The organism is Sphingomonas sp. 3-13AW, from assembly GCF_049311085.1.
In the GTDB taxonomy this organism is placed as follows: domain Bacteria; phylum Pseudomonadota; class Alphaproteobacteria; order Sphingomonadales; family Sphingomonadaceae; genus Sphingomonas.
The window spans coordinates 183771-202005 of the sequence record NZ_JASNVZ010000004.1; the positions used below are offsets into that span (position 1 = coordinate 183771).

The 18235-nt window shown below is 67.6% G+C and carries 17 protein-coding genes; 8 read left to right on the forward strand and 9 right to left on the reverse strand.

Annotated elements, in window-relative coordinates:
- The first annotated feature begins 32 nt into the window (after positions 1-32).
- Complete coding sequence (locus QP045_RS07245) at positions 33-1265, forward strand: SLC13 family permease (protein WP_422514302.1); 1233 nt, start codon at positions 33-35, stop codon at positions 1263-1265.
- Here the strand turns inward: QP045_RS07245 and QP045_RS07250 are convergent.
- The 5 genes from QP045_RS07250 to recF all read right to left on the reverse strand — a co-directional run bounded on the left by QP045_RS07250 (position 1237) and on the right by recF (position 9593).
- Complete coding sequence (locus QP045_RS07250) at positions 1237-3249, reverse strand: FUSC family protein (RefSeq protein ID WP_422514303.1); 2013 nt, start codon at positions 3247-3249, stop codon at positions 1237-1239. The two genes, QP045_RS07245 and QP045_RS07250, sit on opposite strands and share 29 nt — an antisense overlap.
- A gap of 254 nt (positions 3250-3503) precedes the next feature.
- Positions 3504-6020: a DNA topoisomerase (ATP-hydrolyzing) subunit B gene (gyrB, locus tag QP045_RS07255; protein WP_422514304.1), complete on the reverse strand. Its 2517-nt coding sequence runs from the start codon at positions 6018-6020 to the stop codon at positions 3504-3506.
- 58 nt (positions 6021-6078) lie between these two features.
- Positions 6079-6837, reverse strand: coding sequence for a ZIP family metal transporter (locus QP045_RS07260; RefSeq protein ID WP_422514305.1), 759 nt, complete (start codon positions 6835-6837; stop codon positions 6079-6081).
- 97 nt (positions 6838-6934) lie between these two features.
- Positions 6935-8338, reverse strand: coding sequence for a DEAD/DEAH box helicase (locus QP045_RS07265; RefSeq protein WP_422514306.1), 1404 nt, complete (start codon positions 8336-8338; stop codon positions 6935-6937).
- Positions 8339-8525: 187 nt separating this feature from the next.
- Positions 8526-9593, reverse strand: coding sequence for a DNA replication/repair protein RecF (gene recF, locus QP045_RS07270; RefSeq protein ID WP_422514307.1), 1068 nt, complete (start codon positions 9591-9593; stop codon positions 8526-8528).
- Between the two features lie 104 nt (positions 9594-9697).
- On the opposite strand from recF, the gene QP045_RS07275 reads away from it, so the two are divergent.
- Positions 9698-10027 carry a hypothetical protein gene (locus QP045_RS07275; RefSeq protein WP_422514308.1) on the forward strand — a complete coding sequence of 110 codons (330 nt, stop codon included), beginning with the start codon at positions 9698-9700 and terminating at the stop codon, positions 10025-10027.
- Positions 10028-10087: 60 nt separating this feature from the next.
- On the opposite strand, the gene dnaN is transcribed toward QP045_RS07275, so the two are convergent.
- Together dnaN and QP045_RS07285 are read right to left on the reverse strand one after the other, a co-directional pair.
- Positions 10088-11206, reverse strand: coding sequence for a DNA polymerase III subunit beta (dnaN, locus tag QP045_RS07280; protein WP_422514309.1), 1119 nt, complete (start codon positions 11204-11206; stop codon positions 10088-10090).
- Between the two features lie 185 nt (positions 11207-11391).
- Entirely contained in the window at positions 11392-12045 is a 654-nt protein-coding gene (locus QP045_RS07285) for an outer membrane protein (RefSeq protein ID WP_422514310.1), read from the reverse strand.
- A 138-nt stretch (positions 12046-12183) separates the two neighbouring features.
- Between QP045_RS07285 and QP045_RS07290 the strand changes: the two genes are divergently transcribed.
- The 4 genes from QP045_RS07290 (at position 12184) to QP045_RS07305 (ending at position 15374) form a co-directional block, all read left to right on the forward strand.
- Complete coding sequence (locus QP045_RS07290; RefSeq protein WP_422514311.1) at positions 12184-12840, forward strand: histidine phosphatase family protein; 657 nt, start codon at positions 12184-12186, stop codon at positions 12838-12840.
- On the forward strand, positions 12837-13328 hold the full coding sequence (locus QP045_RS07295) for a hypothetical protein (RefSeq protein WP_422514312.1): 492 nt from the start codon (positions 12837-12839) through the stop codon (positions 13326-13328). The genes QP045_RS07290 and QP045_RS07295 overlap by 4 nt, the downstream gene beginning before the upstream one ends.
- Before the next feature lie 68 nt (positions 13329-13396).
- The gene (rlmN, locus tag QP045_RS07300; protein ID WP_422514313.1) at positions 13397-14611 is read left to right on the forward strand and encodes a 23S rRNA (adenine(2503)-C(2))-methyltransferase RlmN; all 1215 of its coding nucleotides are present in this window, start codon (positions 13397-13399) and stop codon (positions 14609-14611) included.
- Positions 14612-14618: 7 nt separating this feature from the next.
- On the forward strand, positions 14619-15374 hold the full coding sequence (locus QP045_RS07305; protein WP_422514314.1) for a sulfite exporter TauE/SafE family protein: 756 nt from the start codon (positions 14619-14621) through the stop codon (positions 15372-15374).
- On the opposite strand, the gene QP045_RS07310 is transcribed toward QP045_RS07305, so the two are convergent.
- Both QP045_RS07310 and QP045_RS07315 read right to left on the reverse strand, forming a co-directional pair.
- Positions 15365-16039 (reverse strand): hypothetical protein, encoded by a 675-nt coding sequence (locus tag QP045_RS07310; RefSeq protein ID WP_422514315.1) that lies wholly within the window; start codon positions 16037-16039, stop codon positions 15365-15367. The genes QP045_RS07305 and QP045_RS07310 overlap by 10 nt on opposite strands.
- A 42-nt stretch (positions 16040-16081) precedes the next feature.
- Positions 16082-16693 (reverse strand): flavin reductase family protein, encoded by a 612-nt coding sequence (locus QP045_RS07315; protein ID WP_422514316.1) that lies wholly within the window; start codon positions 16691-16693, stop codon positions 16082-16084.
- A gap of 68 nt (positions 16694-16761) precedes the next feature.
- On the opposite strand from QP045_RS07315, the gene QP045_RS07320 reads away from it, so the two are divergent.
- Positions 16762-17475: a cytochrome b/b6 domain-containing protein gene (locus tag QP045_RS07320; protein WP_422514317.1), complete on the forward strand. Its 714-nt coding sequence runs from the start codon at positions 16762-16764 to the stop codon at positions 17473-17475.
- The gene (locus QP045_RS07325; RefSeq protein WP_422514318.1) at positions 17472-18233 is read left to right on the forward strand and encodes a molybdopterin-dependent oxidoreductase; all 762 of its coding nucleotides are present in this window, start codon (positions 17472-17474) and stop codon (positions 18231-18233) included. The genes QP045_RS07320 and QP045_RS07325 overlap by 4 nt, the downstream gene beginning before the upstream one ends.
- Positions 18234-18235 lie beyond the last annotated feature (2 nt).

The following is an 18235-nucleotide window of genomic DNA, read 5'->3' on the forward strand; positions in this document are numbered from 1 at the left end:
GGCCGTGCAACGCGGGGTGGACGAGTTTTCCCATGGACCTGACGCTCCTCATCTTCTTCCTGGTCTATCTGGCCATGGCCCTGGGGTCGTTGCCGGGCTTCCGCGTGGGCCGCACCGGGGCTGCGGTCATCGGCGGCATGGCCATGATGACGGTCGGCAGCCTGACTCCGCAGCAGGCGTGGAACGCGATCGACTATTCGACCATGGGCATGTTGTTCGGCCTCATGATCGTCTCCGGCGCGTTCGAGGTGGCCGGCTGCTACGGATGGCTGGCGCAAAAGGCCGCCGGCGCGAAGGTTTCTCCACGGGCATTGCTGGCGATCCTGATCCTGGTGGGGGGCATCACGGCGGCGTTTCTGACCAACGATGTCGTCGCGGTTTCCATGTGCCCGCTGCTGATCTCGATCACCCTGGCCCGCGGCCTCAACCCCGTCCCCTTCCTGCTGGGCTTCTGCTTTGCGGCCAACACCGGTGCCGCCGGCACCATCATCGGCAGCCCCCAGAACATCATCGCCGCACAGAAGCTGCACCTGTCCTTTGCCGGCGTTTCCGAGATCACCGCCATCCCGGCGCTGCTGTCGCTGCCGGTGATCTGGATCGTCATTTCGATGCTGTACCGCGATCGCTGGATAGCCTCGGCGCCCGCGTCGGGAAAGGCGGTGAACGCCGGGGACGAGCCCCCATCCTTCTCTCTGGTCGAGACGATCAAGGCGACGGTGACTGCCCTAGTCGTCATCATCGCGTTCATCTTCAGCGACTGGCCGCGCGAAATCATTGCGCTGACCGCCGCGGGCTTTCTCCTGATCAGCAGGAAGGTCTCGTCGAAGTCGGTCCTCCAGCAAGTCGACGGAGAACTCATCCTCCTCGTCATGGGCCTGTTCGTGGTCAACGCCGGCCTCTCGGCGACCGGGCTGCCGCAGAAGATGCTGACCGATTTCGCTGCAAGCGGCATCGACATCAACAGCCCGCCCGTCCTGTTCCTGACGAGCAGCATTCTGAGCGACGTGGTCGGCAACAATCCGGCCGTCATGATGCTGGTCCCCTATCTCCAGGCGCACACCAACGCGGATTACCTGGGCGCGGCGCTTTCGCTCGGCACGCATTTCTCCAGCAACCTGGTGGTGTTCGGGAGCCTTGCGGGGATCTTCATCGTCGAGCAGGCAGGGGATCGCGGGCTGCACATCTCGTCCGCCGAGTTTTCGAAAGCCGGCGTGATCGTGACCTTCCTGACCATGATCATCGCCGCGATCTGGCTTGTGATCTGACCGCGGAGGCGGACGCTAGCGGGTCGTGAGGCTTGCCGCCGGGGCGCCGCGCCGCCTCGATCGAATCCAGCATCCTGGAGAGGATCCCCACCGATCGCCCGACGATGTCGTCGGGCTCAGGAGTTACGCCCGGCATGGTGTCCACCCTGGCCCCGCCGGTGGGGTTGTCGGCGACCTCCTTGCCCGCCACCTTGCGAAGGCGTCGGCTCAGCGCAAGCAATCGCGCGGCATCCGCTTCGGTCGGCCGGGCCTCGCGGAAGCGGCGCTCCAGCCGATGCCCTGCAGAAGCCATCAGATATGCCGTGCGCAGGGTGTCGCGTCCCGCGGTCCCCATCGCCCCGACCGCCCAGTTGCTTCGCATCGGCCCGATCGCCGTCAGCACCCCGCCCAGCGCACGATCCGTCGCCGCGGCCCGCTGCGCCAACGCGCGCGCATCCTCGATCCCCCGTCCCTCCGCGATCGCCTGCAACAAGTCGCCCAGCGAGGACAAAAGGCCGTCCATCGCCTTCATCACCTGCTGGTGGATGCTGATCGGAAACAGCAGCAGCGCGGCGAGCATGCCGGAGCCCACGCCGATCGCGGTTTCCTCCAGGCGGAGGACCAGCAGTTCGGGGGTGAAGATGCCGATCAGCCCATAGATCAATGACAGCGAGATGGTGAGGAACAGGCTCATCGCGATGTAGGAAACCCGCGCGATGAAGAAGGTCATGAAGACGGAAAACGCCAGCGAGACGCCGAGCCACACAAGATGGTCGTGCGTCAGCGTGGCAAGGGTGATGCCGATCACGATGCCGAGGGCGGTGCCCCAGGCGCGATCCAGCCCCCGCACCGCGACTGCCTGTCCCGACTGCGCGTTGTTGAAGATCATGAACGCGCTGATGACCGCCCAGAACCACCGTTGGGTGGAGATCGCCTCACCAAGGCTCGCGGCGATGGCGCAGGCCAGCGTCACCTGAAGGGACTGGCGCAGCATCCGGTCCTGCAACCACTCCCCCCGCTTTGGGAAAAATGGCGCGGCCTGGGCAGGCGACGCGCCCGCGGCCGCTGAGGGGAAATTGACGGGCAGCGCCGTCACGGCCGTCTCCAGCGCCTCTTCCGCGTCCCGAAGATCCTGGACTGCGCGCTCGATACGGTCCGTGGCAGGTTGCCCCGCGGCGTCACCGTGCGGGCCGGTAAGCGCGAGCAGGGTCTCGGCGGCGAGCTGCAGGTCGAGCAGCTTGAGGGCGACCCCCGTTTCGCCCGCATCCTGGCCGGGAGCGTCGAGGGGCAGCGCCGCCTCGCACGTCCGGATATCGGCGGTGAGGGCACCCCCGGCCAGGCGCAGATCCTCGTGGCGGCGGCGCTTCTCCCGCTCCGTCATGCCCTCCTCCAGGGGCGCGACGCCGACGATGCTGCGCAGTTTTCCGGAGACGGAGAGGACTGTGCTCACCAGACGCCTGAAATCCCGCTCCGGCCGGCTGGGGGTCAGCATGTTCTGCACGACGTGAACGACGATGCCGGAGACGATCAACGCCGCTGCCACCGTCCTCAGGTCGCGTTCGTCTTCCTTCAGGTACGCGGCGACGACCGCACACATCACCGTGAACATGCCGACGGCGCGCCACCGCACCCCGAAGCGCGCAACATAGGTCGCGATGAAAACGATGATCACCAGCGCGACGTTGATCTGGTGGAGCGATCCGTGAACGGCAGAGATGAGCGCGACCGCCGCAAAGGCGGCGGTGCCGGCATAGAGGCGAGTGACGGCCTGGCCGGACGCCGTACGGTCGTGGATCTGCAGCGAGCCCTGCATGGTCGCGATCAGCGCGAGGACAAAGGCCGGGCGGGGCAGGGGATACCAATGCCCGATGAGCATCAGGATGCCGCAGACCCCCGCCATCGCGGCGACAATGCAGCCGGACAGGCGCAGGGCCGAAAGCGCCGGATCCGCAGCCAGGACGGCAAGCCTGATCCGGTCGAAGCGGGTCAAGGTCGCCGGCGTCATCGCGTCCGAGCACAGCGAGGAACGCCGGCGCCACGCGGGCGATCGTCCCCTGGCAGCCGAAGGGCGGCGGGATCGAGACCGTCCGGCCGACAGGCAAGAACGTGGACGTGCTCTGGCATAGCCACCTCTGCCCCAGGAATAGCCGGGAAAAGGATTCGTCCCATTCGTAAATGGCGAAGTCGGCTAGGGCAGTCCCGCAGGCGCCGGTCTGGCGCCTGCGGGATCATCGACGTTGGTTGCGCCGTGCGGCGGTCTCAGACGTCCAGGTTGGCGACGCTCAGCGCGTTTTCCTGGATGAACTCGCGGCGCGGCTCGACCACGTCGCCCATCAGGCGGGTGAAGATCTCGTCGGCCACGTCCGCCTGCTCGATCGCGACGCGCAGCATCGAGCGGTTCTGCGGGTCGAGCGTGGTCTCCCACAGCTGTTCCGCGTTCATCTCGCCGAGGCCCTTGTAGCGCTGGATCGACAGACCCTTGCGCCCGGAGGCCAGGATCGCGTCGAGCAGCTGGCTCGGCCGGGCGATCAGCACCTCGCCCTTGCCGGCGACCGGTGCGGCCTCGCTCTCTTCCAGGTCGGCGATCGGGTCGCTCGCGTCCGTCTGCTGCACGCCGCGCGCCGGCACCAGCTTGGCGGTCGCGGCATAGCTCTCCGCTTCCTCGGCCGTCAGCGTGTGGAGCTTGCGCCCCTCGGTGGAGGTCAGGAACGCGGCCTCGATCACATGATGGTCGGTGACCCCGCGCCATACGCGGCGGAAGTGCAGGCCGCCGTCTTCGGAGATGCTGGCGCTCCAGCGCGCATCGCCGTCCGTGCTGTCGAGGCGGCGGACCGCGTCGGCAAGGCGTTCTTCCCGCTGCGGACGCGTCACCTCGGGATCGAGGGCACCGGCAAGCGCCAGCACTTCGACGATCTCGGGCAGATAGCGCCGCGGCACATAGCGCATCAGCGTGCGCATGCGGCGGGCATGATCGACCAGCGTCTTCAGGTCACTGCCGCTGCGCGCACCTACCGGCGTCTCCAGCACCTGCGCCGCGATGCCCGCGTCGACCAGATAGGTGTCGAGCGCGGCGTCGTCCTTCAGATACACCTCGGACCGGCCCTTGGTGGCCTTATAGAGCGGCGGCTGCGCGATATAGAGATGCCCGCCCTCGATGATCTGCGGCATCTGACGATAGAAGAAGGTCAGCAACAGCGTCCGGATATGGGCGCCGTCGACGTCCGCGTCCGTCATGATGACGACCTTGTGGTAGCGGAGCTTCTCCAGGTTGAAGTCGTCGCGGCCGATGCCGGTGCCCATCGCCTGGATCAGCGTGCCGATCTCGCGGCTGCCGAGCATCCGGTCAAAGCGCGCGCGCTCCACGTTTAGGATCTTGCCGCGCAGCGGCAGGATCGCCTGGAAGTGGCGGTTGCGGCCCTGCTTGGCAGAGCCGCCGGCGGAGTCACCCTCCACCAGGAACAGTTCCGACTTGGCGGGATCGCGCTCCTGGCAGTCGGCAAGCTTGCCCGGCAGCGACGCGATGTCCATCACGCCCTTGCGGCGGGTGAGTTCGCGCGCCTTCTTGGCAGCTTCGCGTGCAGCGGCGGCGTCGATTACCTTCTGGATGATCTGGCGCGCGACCTGGGGATTTTCCTCCAGCCATTCGGCCAGCTTGTCGGCCATCAGGCTTTCGAGCGGCTGGCGGACTTCCGAGGAAACCAGCTTGTCCTTGGTCTGCGAGCTGAACTTCGGGTCGGGCAGCTTGACCGAGACGATCGCGGTCAGGCCCTCGCGCATGTCGTCGCCGGTGAGCGTCACCTTCTCGCGCTTCAGGGCCCCCGACTTGTCGGCATAATTGTTGAGCGTGCGCGTCAACGCCGCACGGAACGCCGCCAGGTGGGTGCCGCCATCCCGCTGCGGGATGTTGTTGGTGAAGCACAGCACGTTTTCATAATAGCTGTCGTTCCACTCCAGCGCGACGTCGATGCCGACATCGTCGCGGTGCCCCGTGATCGCGATCGGATCCGGCATCAGCGGCTGCTTGTTGCGGTCGAGCCACTTCACGAACGCCGCGATGCCGCCCTCGTAGAACAGCTCCACCTCGCGCGGCTCCTCGCGCCGGGCGTCGACCAGCACCAGCCGCACGCCCGAGTTGAGGAACGCGAGCTCGCGAAAGCGATGCTCCAGCTTGTCGAAATCAAACTCGGTGTGGTTCTTGAACGTGCCGCCGTCGCCCGGGACCTTCTCGGTCGAGGGCAGGAACGTCACGCGCGTGCCGCGCTTCCCGTTCGACGGGCCGACGACCTTCAGCGGCGCCACTGCATCGCCCAGGCGGAAGCGCATGTAATGCTCCTCGCCATCGCGCCAGATGGTGAGGTCGAGATATTCGGACAGCGCGTTCACCACCGACACGCCCACGCCGTGCAGGCCGCCGGACACCTTGTAGGCATTGTCGTCGGAGGTGTTCTCGAACTTACCGCCGGCATGCAGCTGGGTCATGATGACCTCGGCCGCAGACACGCCCTCTTCGGCGTGGATGCCGGTCGGAATGCCGCGGCCATTGTCCTCGACCGAAACCGAGCCGTCCGCGTTCAGCGTGATGAGTACCCGGTCGCAGTGGCCGGCAAGCGCCTCGTCGATCGCATTGTCGCTCACCTCGAACACCATGTGGTGGAGGCCGGAGCCGTCGTCGGTGTCGCCGATGTACATGCCAGGACGCTTGCGGACCGCGTCCAGCCCCTTCAGGACCTTGATCGAATCCGCGCCATAATCGTTCGTATTGGGGTTCGTCGCCATACCGAGGATATAGGGATTCGACCCGACAAACGGAAGCAAAATGCGGGTTTCGGGCGCCCTATGCGGCCTTGCTGAGCCAGAATGCGGCCAAAAATCCCGCCACGGCGATCAACCCCGTAAATTCATGCGTGTTCTCGGTCGCTTCCGGGATCATCGTGTCCACCAGCATCGCCAGGATCCCGCCCGCGGCCACGGCAGTGATCAGCGCCACCACGTCCGGGCTTGCGCCCGCCAGCATCAGGTTGCCCAGCAATGCGGCCAGCCCGCTCGCCAGTGCGATCCCGCTCCACACGCCAAAGACATAGGTGGCAGAGCGCCCCGCCTTCTTCATGCCGGCAGCGGACGACAGGCCTTCCGGAATGTTCGAGAGGAAGACCGCGGCAAGCACCGCGGTACCCACGCCACCGCCGCCGATCAGGCTGATGCCGATCACGATCGATTCGGGTATGCCGTCCAGCAGCGCGCCCAGCGCGATCGCCAGCCCGCCGCCCTCGCTGGCATGCGTCTGTGCCCGGTCTTCGTTGAAACCGGAACGCTTGCGATGTCGAGCGCCGCGGCGCGACAGCCAGACATTGCCGAGCGTGTAGAGTGCGGCACCGCCGACGAAGCCGGCCGCCGTCGAATCGAGCCCGCCACGCGCGAACGCATCGTCCATCAGGTCGAACGCGACGGCGGAGATGAGTACGCCCGCACCGATCGCCATCACGGCCGCGACCAGCCGCTGCGGCAGCGGCGCGATCCAGGCGATGGCCGCGCCGATCAACAGCGCGGAACCGCCGAGCAGGCCCCAAAGGCCCGCTTCCAGCCAACCTGGCATCAGCGGGGCACGGTGTTCGGGATGTTCAGGCAAAGCCCCATGCGCCGTTCAACGCGCACGGGGTCGATCTGTGCCTTGGGTTAAAAGAAGCTGGCGCTTAGCGCGCCATGCCCTGGCCGCCGCTGCTCGGGCGGCCGCCACGGCCGCCACGACGCGGGCCGCCCGCGCGCGCGCCTGCCGGACGCTCGCCGGCCGGCTTGCCCGCGCCGCCGCCCCGCGAGGGGTTGCCGACCGGACCGCCACGGCCCGAGCCCGCGGGCTTGGCACTGTGGGTGGCACGCGGACGCGGCAACTGGCGATCCCCCGGAGCACGCTCGGGCCGATCGGGCGCATGCGGGGCGCGCGTCGCCTTGATGTTCGCCGCCTCGGCCAGGAAGTTCTCGGGCAGCGGCACGACATCGATCTTCTGACGGGTCAGCTTCTCGATCTGGCGCAGGTAGGAACGCTCGTCCTCCGCGCAGAATGCGAAGGCGATGCCATCGGCACCGGCACGCGCGGTGCGGCCGATCCGGTGGACATATTGCTCGGCGACGTTGGGCAGTTCGAAGTTCACGACATGGCTCACGCCCGACACGTCGATGCCGCGTGCGGCGATGTCGGTCGCGACCAGGATCGGCACCTTGCCCGAACGGAACTCGCCCAGCGCGCGCTCACGCTGCGGCTGCGACTTATTGCCGTGGATCGCGTTGGAGGCGATGCCATTGGCCGCCAGCAGCTTCACGACGCGGTCGGCGCCATGCTTGGTGCGGGTGAACACCAGCGCGCGATCGACCTTGGTGTTGCGGAAGAACATCGTCAGCAGCGCCTGCTTTTCCTGCTGCTGCACGAACGTGACATACTGCTCGACGCGCTCGGCCGTGGAGGAGACGGGCGCCACCTTCACTTCGGCCGGGTTGGTCAGATACTTGTCGGCGAGGTCGCGGATGTCCTTGGGCATGGTGGCCGAGAAGAACAGCGTCTGGCGATCCTTGGGGACCATCGACACGATGCGGCGCAGCGCGTGGATGAAGCCCAGGTCGAGCATCTGGTCGGCTTCGTCGAGCACCAGGATCTCGAGCTCGTTGAGCGCCAGGCAGCGCTGGTCGATCAGGTCGAGCAGACGGCCCGGGGTTGCCACCAGGATGTCGACGCCGGCGGCGACGTCACGGATGTTGCGGCTGACGGGCGTGCCGCCGAACACGGTCGCGACATTCAGCTTGGTGTACTTGGCATAGGTGCGCGCATTGTCGGCGATCTGGCTGACCAGCTCACGCGTCGGTGCGAGCACCAGCATGCGGCAGCGCATCGGCTTGCGGCGGACGTTTGCCTTCACCAGCAGGTCGAGCGAGGGGAGCACGAAGGCGGCCGTCTTGCCGGTGCCGGTCTGGGCGATGCCGAGCAGGTCGCGCTGTTCCAGCACGAGCGGGATCGCGTCGCGCTGAATCGGGGTGGGATCGGTATAGTTCTTTTCGGCAAGCGCATCGAGAAGCGGCTTGGAAAGACCAAGGGACTGGAAGGACATGGAAAGCCTGTAGGTAGCCGGCGCATGCGCCCAAACGGACACACGGGGGGCGGGGCAAAAATGCGACCCGCGTGACTTGGGAAGCCGGTGAGCGCGACGCGAGCCTCGGCCGCAAGGCCGGATCACGCTGCTTGGTTAAGCGTCGCTGCAATGCCGCAAATGCGCGCAAACCCCGCAAAAGTCAAGGTTAGGCATCGAGCACCCGTCCATCCGCGACATGGAAGCGAGTCGCGTCAGCCCCGATCGCGTCGAACAATCCGGGTTCGGTGCCGGTCAGCCACACCTGGCCACCGCCTGCCAGCCGCTCGAACAGCGCTGCTCTCCGGCCCGGATCGAGGTGTGCGGCCACCTCGTCCAGGAGCAGCAGCGGCGGCCGCCCAGCGCGTTCCGCCACCAGTGCAGCATGGCCGAGCACGAGCCCCAACAGCAGCGCCTTCTGCTCGCCGGTCGAGCACAGGTGCGCCGCCTGCTGCTTTTCCAGATGCGTCACGGCCAGGTCCGACCGATGCGGTCCGGCAAGTGCACGCCCGGCGGCGGCATCACGCCCGCGGCCCCCGGCCAGTTCCGCCCGCAGCCGATCGGCATCACCGCCCCACCCCTCGACCTTCAGCCCGGCGCGCGGGAACTCGCTCTCGGGGCTGGCAGCGATTCGCTCGCGGAGCGCCGCCACAGTCGCGCGGCGAGCGGCATCGATCGCGGCGCCGTGCTCGGCCATCCGCACCTCGAGCGCCGCCAGCCAGTCCGGGTCGGCCGGGCGCTCGTCGGTGAGCAGGCGGTTGCGCTCGCGCATCGCCGCCTCATAGCGGCTGGCGTGGCGGGCATGGCCCGGTACCAACGCTAGTGCGAGCCGGTCGAGGAATCGCCGCCGCTCGCCGGCGGGTTCGACGAACAGCCGGTCCATCGCGGGCGTAAGCCACAACACCGTCAGCCACTCGGCAAGCGCATTGGCGGCACTTGCCGCGCCGTTGATGCGCACAAGCCGCCGTTCCGGCGCGTCGGGACGGGTGCCGGTCGCGAGCGCGCTGCCGTCCGCGAGGGCCGCCGCCACCCCGAAACCGCCACTGCCGCCCTGCCGCGCCATATCCGACAGCGGTGCCCGCCGCAGGCCACGGCCGGGCGCAAGCAGCGACACCGCCTCCAGCACGTTGGTCTTGCCCGCCCCATTGTCGCCGGACAGCACGACGAAGCCGGGTCCGGGCGCCAGCACCGCGTCGGCATGGTTGCGGAAATCGGTAAGGGACAGGCGCACGAGCATCGGTGCCGCCGCTGTAGCGCATGCCGCGCCCCAGTGCGACGCAACCTTCCGGCTCGCGGAGAATTGCCTCAAGCGAAACGACAGAGGGGATGATGATGCGGAGAATGTGGATCGTCGCGGCGGCCCTCGCCGTCAGCGCCTGCGGCGCCCAGACGCCGCAGGAACAACAGGCCGCGCAATTGCGCGAGGTGGCCGACGCCCAGGCCGACGCGATCGAGGCCGAGGCGGGCAACATCGTCGCGGGCATGCAGGCCGAAGCCGAGCAGTTGCGCCAGCAGGCCGGTCAGGACGGCGGCTATGAAGCGCAGCGGCTTCAGGTCCGCGCGGAAGCGCAGGAGCGAGAGGCCAAGCTGGTCAAGAAACAGGCAGAGGCCAAGGCCCGCGCGATTCGCGACGCGGGCAAGGCCCGCGCCAGCGCCCTCCTCGCCAGCTAGCCGAAGCCGCCCCCGCAACGGAGGCGCCGATGCCGGAGGATTGCTCCTCCGGCGCGGCAGTCACACGCGCATCGGCATCAGGACGTAGAGCGCGGGCGACTTGTCGTTTTCGCGAATCAGCGTCGGCGCCGCCGCATCGGCCAGGTGCACCTCGCACAGGTCACCCTCGATCTGGCCGAGGATGTCGAGCAGGTAGCGGCTGTTGAAGCCGATCTCGAACGGCTGAGAGCTGTAATCGCCGGGCACTTCCTCGGCCGCAGCCCCATTCTCGGGGCTGGTGACCGAAAGCGTGATCTTGTCCCGGTCGAGCGCCATCTTGACCGCACGGGTCTTTTCCGTGGCGATGGTCGACACGCGGTCGACGCCCTCCATGAAGCTCTTGGGATCGAGCTTGAGGAGCTTGTCGTTCGCAGTCGGGATGACGCGCGAATAATCCGGGAAGGTGCCGTCGATCAGCTTGGACGTCAGGATCGCCTGGCCCAGGTCGAACCGGATCTTGGAACCCGAGAGCGACACGCCGACCGAACCATCGACTTCGTCCAGCAGCTTGCGCAGCTCGGCCACGCACTTCCGCGGGACGATCACGTCGGGCATCTTTTCCGCGCCCTCGGGACGCGGCAGCGTGACGCGCGCCAGCCGGTGGCCGTCCGTCGCCGCCGCCTTCAGCACCGGCTCTCCGTTGGCATCCTCGGATACATGCAGGAAAATGCCGTTGAGATAGTAGCGCGTCTCTTCGGTCGAGATCGCAAAGCGCGTCTTGTCGATGATCTGCTTGAGCATCTCCGCCGGCAACTCGAACTGAGTCGGCAGCTCGCCCTCGGCGATCACCGGGAAATCGTCGCGCGGCAGCGTCGCAAGGTTGAAGCGGGCACGGCCCGCGACCACCGTCAGCCGGCCTTCTGCCGCCGACAGCTGCACCTGTGCGCCCTCCGGCAGCTTGCGCGCGATGTCGAACAGCGTGTGCGCCGACACCGTGATCGCGCCCGGCTGGTCGACCGCGGCTGCAACCGTCTCGTCGATCTGGAGATCGAGGTCGGTCGCCATCAGGCGGATAGTGCCGCCTTCCGCCGCTTCGATCAGCACGTTCGACAGGATTGGAATCGTGTTCCGCCGTTCGACGACGGACTGGACGTGGCTCAGGCCCTTCAACAGGGTCGCGCGTTCGATCGTCGCCTTCATCTTTTCAAAAACCCCCGGGCGCCCGCCCTCGTCCTGGCCACCCGAACGGGTGGGATTGGTCTATCCCGCCACCTCTAGCGCGCAAAAAAGGGCCGGAGCAAGCTGCTCCGGCCCTCCTTGTTCCGATTGCGACGCGATCACCGGGCGCGACGGGCATCCCGGGGAGGCTGCAAGCGGAAAGCCGCTTAGAAGCGCATGCCCACGCCGACCAGCACCTGGTGGCGGTCGGTGTCGACGTCGAAGCGGTCCGTGGTCGTGCCGTCGCCAAAGCGGAAGTCCGCCTTCGAGTAGTTCGAATAGCGGTATTCGAGCTTGGCGTAGGTGTTCTCGCTGATCGCCTGCTCAACACCGGCGCCGACGCGGAAGCCGTCGAGCTCATAGTTGCGCTTCAGGTCGACGGCGCCGTTCACGCCCGTCACGTTCAGCTTGGCGTTGGTGTAGCCGGCCTTGGCATAGACCAGGGTCTGCGGGGTCGCGAGCACACCGGCGCGGACGCCGACATAGATGTCACGGCCCGGGGCCACGCGGCCATAGCCGAAGTAGTTCGGATCCGTACGGTTCGGGTTCACCTTACCGGTCGAGTCGGTCAGTTCCGCCTCGACACCCAGGACTGCACCGGAAACCGCGAAGTCGTAGCCGACGTCAACACCGTACAGGAAGCCGTCAACCGTCTGGTTATCCCCGTCGATATCCGAATCCTCGCTGCTGCCCGGACGCACGGCGTCGTACCCGGCGACGACGCCGACACGAGGACCAGTGAAGTTCGGGTTGTCCTGCGCCATGGCCGGCGCGGCAAATGCGGAAGAAGCGGCCAACAGGCCCAGAGCAACATAACGCATAACAACAAACTCCCATTTACTTGCCCGAGTTACGCCGGGCACGGCGCTCAAATAGGTGGCCGGCGGCGATGTTTCATGAACCTCACATAAACGGCGTTTTCTGTTGCATTCACGCAACAGGGGCTTGAAAACAGGGCGATGGTGAACAAGGCACGGCAGGGGCGCGACTTCATCGCGCGGCACGGTGAGACCGTCTACAATGTCGCGCACCGGATGCAGGGGAACCACCCGCACACCCCGCTGACCCGGGCAGGCTTTGCCCAGGCAGATGCGATGGGAATCGCGCTGCGAGAGCTATTGGGTCCGAAGCCGGCGCTGACGCTGTGGGCGTCCACCAGCGGCCGTGCTTTGCAAACTCTTGCGATCATCGCGGAGCATCTGGAACTCGACTGGCACGCGGCGCGAACCGACGCGCGGCTGGTCGAAATCAACATGGGCGACTGGACCGGACGCTATTATCGGGACGTCGCACAAGAGGCACCCGACTTCATGGACTATGAATATCGCCTCTACCGCCGCCCGCCACCGGGCGGGGAGTGGTATGACGCCATCGCCACCCGCGTCTCCGGATGGCTGGCAGATACGGATGCGGATCCCGGCGACCGGCTGGTGATCACCCACGGCATGTCCAGCCGCGTCCTTCGGGGCGTGATGACGGGCCAGGACGTGCTGCCGCAATTCGGCGCGCCGTTCGCGCCCGATCTTCCGCAGGGCTCGATCGTCCGGATCGACCACGGGGTCGAGACGGTGGTGCATCGGGGCAGCGGCGACATCTCGCACTCGGCACCGGCGTGATCGCAATCCTGCTGGCCGCAGCGGCACTCGTCCAGGCGACGGCGCCCGCTGCTGCCCCCCCGAACCGCCGCACCATCGGCATCTTCGAACGCTGGGGCGCCTTTGCCGACGCCGCGCCGCGGCGCTGCTATGCGATCTCCAAGCCGATTTCGCGCCGGACCGCGCTCTACCCTTTTGCGAGCGTCGCGACCTGGCCGGGCGCGCACGTCCGCAACCAGCTCCACCTGCGGCTCAGCCGCCGGCGGGCGCCGTCCGCACTGGTGGCGCTATCAATCGGCGACCGCCGCTTTCCCTTGCGCGCCGGCGACATGGATGCCTGGGCGCCCGATGCCGCCGCCGACGCTGCGATCGTTGCGGCAATGCGGGGCGGTCGCAGCATGAGCGTGGAGAGCGTGGCACAGGGCGGCAGGCCCTTCGTCGACGTCTATGCGCTGAAGGGCGCGGCGACCGCGATCGACGCGGCGGCGCTGGCCTGCCTCAAGGGCTAAGCGACAGCGGCGGGCGGGAAATGCGGCGGGCATGGAATTTGCCCGCGAAATCGACTATATGCGCGCCCATGCTGACAGTGTCGACGCCGCCGATGCCCATTCCCGGGCACATCGATCCCGTGCCCGTGCCCCGCACGACGGCCAAGGCACCGCGCCCGGATGGCCGAGTCGACCTGGTCGGTTTGCCCAAGCCCGCGATCCGCGAGGCGCTGGAGGCCGCAGGTCTCGAGCCTCGCCAGGCGAAGCTCCGCGCCAAGCAGCTTTGGCACTGGATCTACAATCGCGGCGCGACCGAATTCACCCAGATGACGGACATCGCCAAGGCCCAGCACCCGTGGCTGGCCGAGCGATTCGTCGTGGGCCGCCCGGATGTGGTCGAGGCGCAGGTCTCGTCGGACGGCACCCGCAAGTGGCTGCTGCGATCTCCCGACGCGCAGGATTACGAGATGGTGTTCATCCCGGACGCCGACCGCGGTACGCTGTGCGTCTCCAGCCAGGTCGGCTGCACGCTCAACTGCACCTTCTGCCACACCGGCACGATGCGGCTGGTGCGCAACCTCACCGCGGGCGAGATCGTCGGCCAGGTCATGCTGGCGCGCGATGCGCTCGGCGAATGGCCGTCCAGCCCCGAGGGGCGCATGCTCACCAACATCGTGATGATGGGCATGGGCGAGCCGCTTTATAATTTCGACGAGGTGAAGACCGGCCTCCAGATCGTTATGGACGGTGACGGCCTGGCCCTGTCGAAGCGGCGCATCACCCTCTCAACCTCGGGCGTGGTGCCGATGATGGCGCGCGCGGGCGAGGAGATCGGCGTCAACCTTGCCGTGTCGCTCCATGCGGTCACCAAGGAAGTGCGCGACGAGATCGTGCCGCTCAACCGCAAGTACGGCATCGAAGAGCTGCTGCAGGCCTGCGCCGATTATCCCGGCGCCAACAATGCGCGCCGCATCACGTTCGAATATGTGATGCTGAAGGACAAGAACGACAGCGACGCCGACGCGCACGAGCTCGTTCGTCTGCTGCGCAAGTACAAGCTGCCGGCCAAGGTCAATCTGATCCCCTTCAATCCGTGGCCGGGTGCGGCCTATGAATGCTCGACGCCGGCGCGGGTAAACGCGTTTTCGGACATCGTGTTCGAGGCCGGCATCTCCGCCCCGGTACGGCGCCCGCGCGGCCGCGACATCGACGCGGCCTGCGGACAGCTGAAGACCGCAGCCGAGAAGAAGAGCCGCGCGCAACTCGATCGCGAGGCCGAGGAGAAGCTGGCGGCGCTCGGCTGATCGCGTCGTGGACTGGGGGGTCATCGCGCTCGCAGCCGGTGCCGGCTGCGCCGGCGGCGCGATGAATGCCCTGGCCGGCGGCGGCGCTTTCGCCACCATGCCCGCACTCGTCGGGATCGGATTGCCCGCCACCATCGCCAACGCGACCAGCAATGTCGCGATGCAGCCTGCCGCCATGGCAAGCGCCTGGACCTATCGCCGCGGCCTGGGGCCGCTCGGCGGGGTTTCGCTCCGCCTCCTCAACAGCGTCAATTTCGCAGCGGCCCTGATCGGCAGCTACCTGCTGGTGGTGACCGCGCCTGCCGCGTTCGACGTGATCGTACCCTGGCTGCTGCTGTGCGCCTTCTCGGCCATCGCCGCGGGCCAGCGGGGCGCCGCCTGGCTGCAGTCGCACACCACCATCGGCCCGCGCACGCTCGTGGCGGCGCAGCTCCTCCTCGGCATCTATGGCGGCTATTTCGGCGGCGGCATCGGCATGATGGTGACCGCCGTCTTCGGCCTGTTGGTGGGAGCGGATCCCAAGCGGATGGCGGCACCGCGCACCCTGATCCTGGCGACCGCGAACCTGGCCGCAGCGGCCGTCTTCATCACCTTCGGCATGGTCGCCTGGGCGGCCTGCGTCCCGATGCTGCTCGGCGGGATCGTCGGCGGCTCGGCCGGTGCCTGGCTCGGCGACCGCCTCTCGCCCCGCACCATCCGGCTGTGGACACTCGGCGTGACCGCAGTCACCACCGCCGCCTTCTTCTGGCGCGCCTACGGCTGACCCGGCCGTCCGCGGGTGGCCCGCTCGATCGCGGGACGATCGAACGCATGTTCGGCATATTGGCCGCCCCGCTCGATCCAGTGCAGAAACAGGTGCGCCGACCAGCTGTTGGGATTGGGCTCCAGGCGCCCGTGCAAGCGATGCGTCCCCTGGTAGAGAACGGCATCGCCGGGCGCCATTTCGACGGATCCGTATGCCTGACTGCCGAAGTCCTCGGTGACGTTGCCGTTTGGCCCGTCCCCGGCATCGGTGGCGACGGACAGCGCCCAGGGCTTATCCTCGGCATAGGCAATCGTCAGGGAGAGGCTGTGCTCGCACGAGGGGCGGTCATAATGGACCCGGCAGATGTCGCCGCGCTGATACGCCCGAAAATAGGCATAGGTCGGCAGCAGGTCGCGCCCGGTCGCCGCCGACATGCGCGGGGTGAGACCCCACAGGAAGGTCAGCATCGGCGCATATTGATATGCGTAGAGCTCGATGGCGCGCCCGCGGAGCAGCGGCCCTTCGGCGACGAACGACTGCAACGGCCTGCCCGCCGCCTCCAGATCGCCCCGCATCTGCATGTAAAAGGCGTCGAGCACCTCGCGCGGAAACAGTGCGCGCAGAGGCACATAGCCGTCGCGCCAATATCGTTCCGTCTCGCTGGCTTGATCGTGTTCGCTCATCCCTGCCCGATAGGAGGTGCCGCCCGGCAGCGCGAGCGACTTCTAGCCAGGCCGCCGCATCTGGAAGAGCGAATCCTCGGCGATCTCGAAATAATCCGCCGGGCCGCCGCCGCGCACGATCGGCCGTGCGCGTGCGGTTTGATAGATACCGTCCTCCAGCAACGCCGTGTCGATGTGGATGCCGACCGCCTCGCCCAGCACCAGCCATTGGTCGAGCGCCCGGCCCTCCTTGGTCTCCAAGCGAACGATCTGGGTGACCTTGCATTCGAACTGGACCGGACTGCCCGCGACTCGCGGCGGCGCCACCAGGCGGGAGGGCAGCGCCTCCAGCCCCGCCAGCGTGAACTCGTCCGCATCCGTCACCGCCGAACTCAGGTTCATCGCCTCCGCCTGCGCACGCGTCGCCAGGTTCCAGACGAACTCACCGCTCGCCTCGGCATTGGCGAGGCTGTCCTTGCGCCCCTGCGAGGCGAATCCGATCAGCGGCGGCTTGTAATTGAACGCGTTGAAGAAGCTGTATGGCGCGAGGTTGCGGCGGCCATCGGCTCCCAGCGTGCTGATCCAGCCGATCGGACGCGGCGCGACGATTGCGTTGAACGGGTCGTGCGGCAAGCCGTGCCCGGAGGCGGGCTCGTAGAAGTGGAAGTCGGTCATGCGCGCTCCTAACGCGCGGAACGGCCTGGGGGCTACCCGACGCCGGCCACACCCTCTATCGTCGCCCCGTGAGCCGCCAGCCGCCCCGCGCCGTCTATCGTCACCGCCCGCTCACGCGGCTGTGGCACTGGGTCAATGCGGTGGCGATCTTCGTGATGATCGGCAGCGGCCTGATGATCCTGAACGCGCATCCGCAGCTCTATTGGGGCGAATATGGCGCGAACTTTGACAAGGCGTGGATCCGCTTCGACCGGTTTCCCGGCTGGATCACCATCCCCTCCACCTACAATCTTGCGCTCGCGCGCCGCTGGCACCTGTTCTTCGCGCTGGTGCTGGCGTTTGGATTGCTGGTCTTCCTGATCGGGAGCGTGCTCAACCGCCACATCGCCCGCGACCTTGCCATCCGCCGCGGGGAATGGTCGCGGCGGCACCTGCGGGCCGACTTCCGCGCCCACCTCGCCTTCCGGTTCCACGATCCGGAATCGCCGCGCGACTACAACAGCTTCCAGAAGCTCAGCTACATCGCGATCCTGTTCGTGGCGCTCCCGGTCGTGATCCTGAGCGGCCTGACCCTGTCGCCGGGGATGAACGCGGCATGGCCGTGGCTGCTCGACCTGTTCGGAGGGCGCGCGTCGGCGCGGTCGATCCACTTCCTGGCCGCCGCCGCCATCACCCTGTTCACGATTGTCCACCTGACGCTGGTCATCCTCGCGGGCCCGATCAACGAGGTGCGCTCGATGGTGACGGGATGGTGGCGCGTGCCCGAGAATGAGCAGCCATGAGCCGCATCCTCACGCGCCGCCGCGTGCTCGCCGGGATGACGGCGGGTGCCGCCGGGCTCGTGGCCGGCTGTGACCAGTTGGGCAATGCCCCCGCGGTTCGCGACCTGCTGTTCAAGGGAGAGGATGCGCAGCGCTGGCTTCAGCGCGGGCTGACGGCGCGCAACGCGCTCGCGCCCGAATACCGGCCGGACCAGCGCTCGCCGATCTTCCGCTCCAACGGCACCGCCCGGCCGGACACGCCCGCCTATGCCGCCCATGCGGCGGCTGGTTTCGCGGACTGGCGGCTCGCAATCGGTGGAATGGTGGCACGTCCGCTGTCCCTGTCGCTCGAACAGATCCGCTCGATGCCGGCGCGCACCCAGATCACCCGCCACGACTGCGTCGAGGGCTGGAGCGCGATCGGCAAGTGGAGCGGGCCGCGGCTCTCGCGCCTGCTCGACCTGGCCGGACTTCGCGACGGCGCCCGCTACATCGTCTTCCACTGCGCCGACCGGCTGGGCGGGCGGCCCTATTACGAATCGATCGACCTCATCGACGCATTCCACCCGCAGACGATCGTCGCCTGGGCGATGAACGACCGGCTGCTGCCGATCCCGAACGGCGCGCCGCTGCGCCTCCGGGTGGAGCGGCAGCTCGGCTACAAGCACGCGAAGTACGTCGAGCGGATCGAGGCGGTCGCCAGCCTGGACGGCATCGCCGGGGGCAAGGGTGGCCTCTGGGAGGATATCGCCGATTACGACTGGTACGCGGGCATCTGAAC

Bases quoted from the DNA above. Each gene is read 5' to 3' on its own strand.
- dnaN (WP_422514309.1), bottom strand. From the start codon at position 11,206: ATGAAGGCGACGATCGAACGCGCGACCCTGTTGAAGGGCCTGAGCCAC.
- QP045_RS07325 (WP_422514318.1), top strand. From the start codon at position 17,472: ATGAGCCGCATCCTCACGCGCCGCCGCGTGCTCGCCGGGATGACGGCG.
- QP045_RS07315 (WP_422514316.1), bottom strand. From the start codon at position 16,693: ATGACCGACTTCCACTTCTACGAGCCCGCCTCCGGGCACGGCTTGCCG.
- QP045_RS07290 (WP_422514311.1), top strand. From the start codon at position 12,184: ATGGTGAACAAGGCACGGCAGGGGCGCGACTTCATCGCGCGGCACGGT.
- QP045_RS07245 (WP_422514302.1), top strand. From the start codon at position 33: ATGGACCTGACGCTCCTCATCTTCTTCCTGGTCTATCTGGCCATGGCC.
- QP045_RS07275 (WP_422514308.1), top strand. From the start codon at position 9,698: ATGTGGATCGTCGCGGCGGCCCTCGCCGTCAGCGCCTGCGGCGCCCAG.
- rlmN (WP_422514313.1), top strand. From the start codon at position 13,397: ATGCTGACAGTGTCGACGCCGCCGATGCCCATTCCCGGGCACATCGAT.
- QP045_RS07310 (WP_422514315.1), bottom strand. From the start codon at position 16,039: ATGAGCGAACACGATCAAGCCAGCGAGACGGAACGATATTGGCGCGAC.
- QP045_RS07265 (WP_422514306.1), bottom strand. From the start codon at position 8,338: ATGTCCTTCCAGTCCCTTGGTCTTTCCAAGCCGCTTCTCGATGCGCTT.
- QP045_RS07260 (WP_422514305.1), bottom strand. From the start codon at position 6,837: ATGCCAGGTTGGCTGGAAGCGGGCCTTTGGGGCCTGCTCGGCGGTTCC.
- recF (WP_422514307.1), bottom strand. From the start codon at position 9,593: ATGCTCGTGCGCCTGTCCCTTACCGATTTCCGCAACCATGCCGACGCG.
- gyrB (WP_422514304.1), bottom strand. From the start codon at position 6,020: ATGGCGACGAACCCCAATACGAACGATTATGGCGCGGATTCGATCAAG.
- QP045_RS07250 (WP_422514303.1), bottom strand. From the start codon at position 3,249: ATGACGCCGGCGACCTTGACCCGCTTCGACCGGATCAGGCTTGCCGTC.
- QP045_RS07285 (WP_422514310.1), bottom strand. From the start codon at position 12,045: ATGCGTTATGTTGCTCTGGGCCTGTTGGCCGCTTCTTCCGCATTTGCC.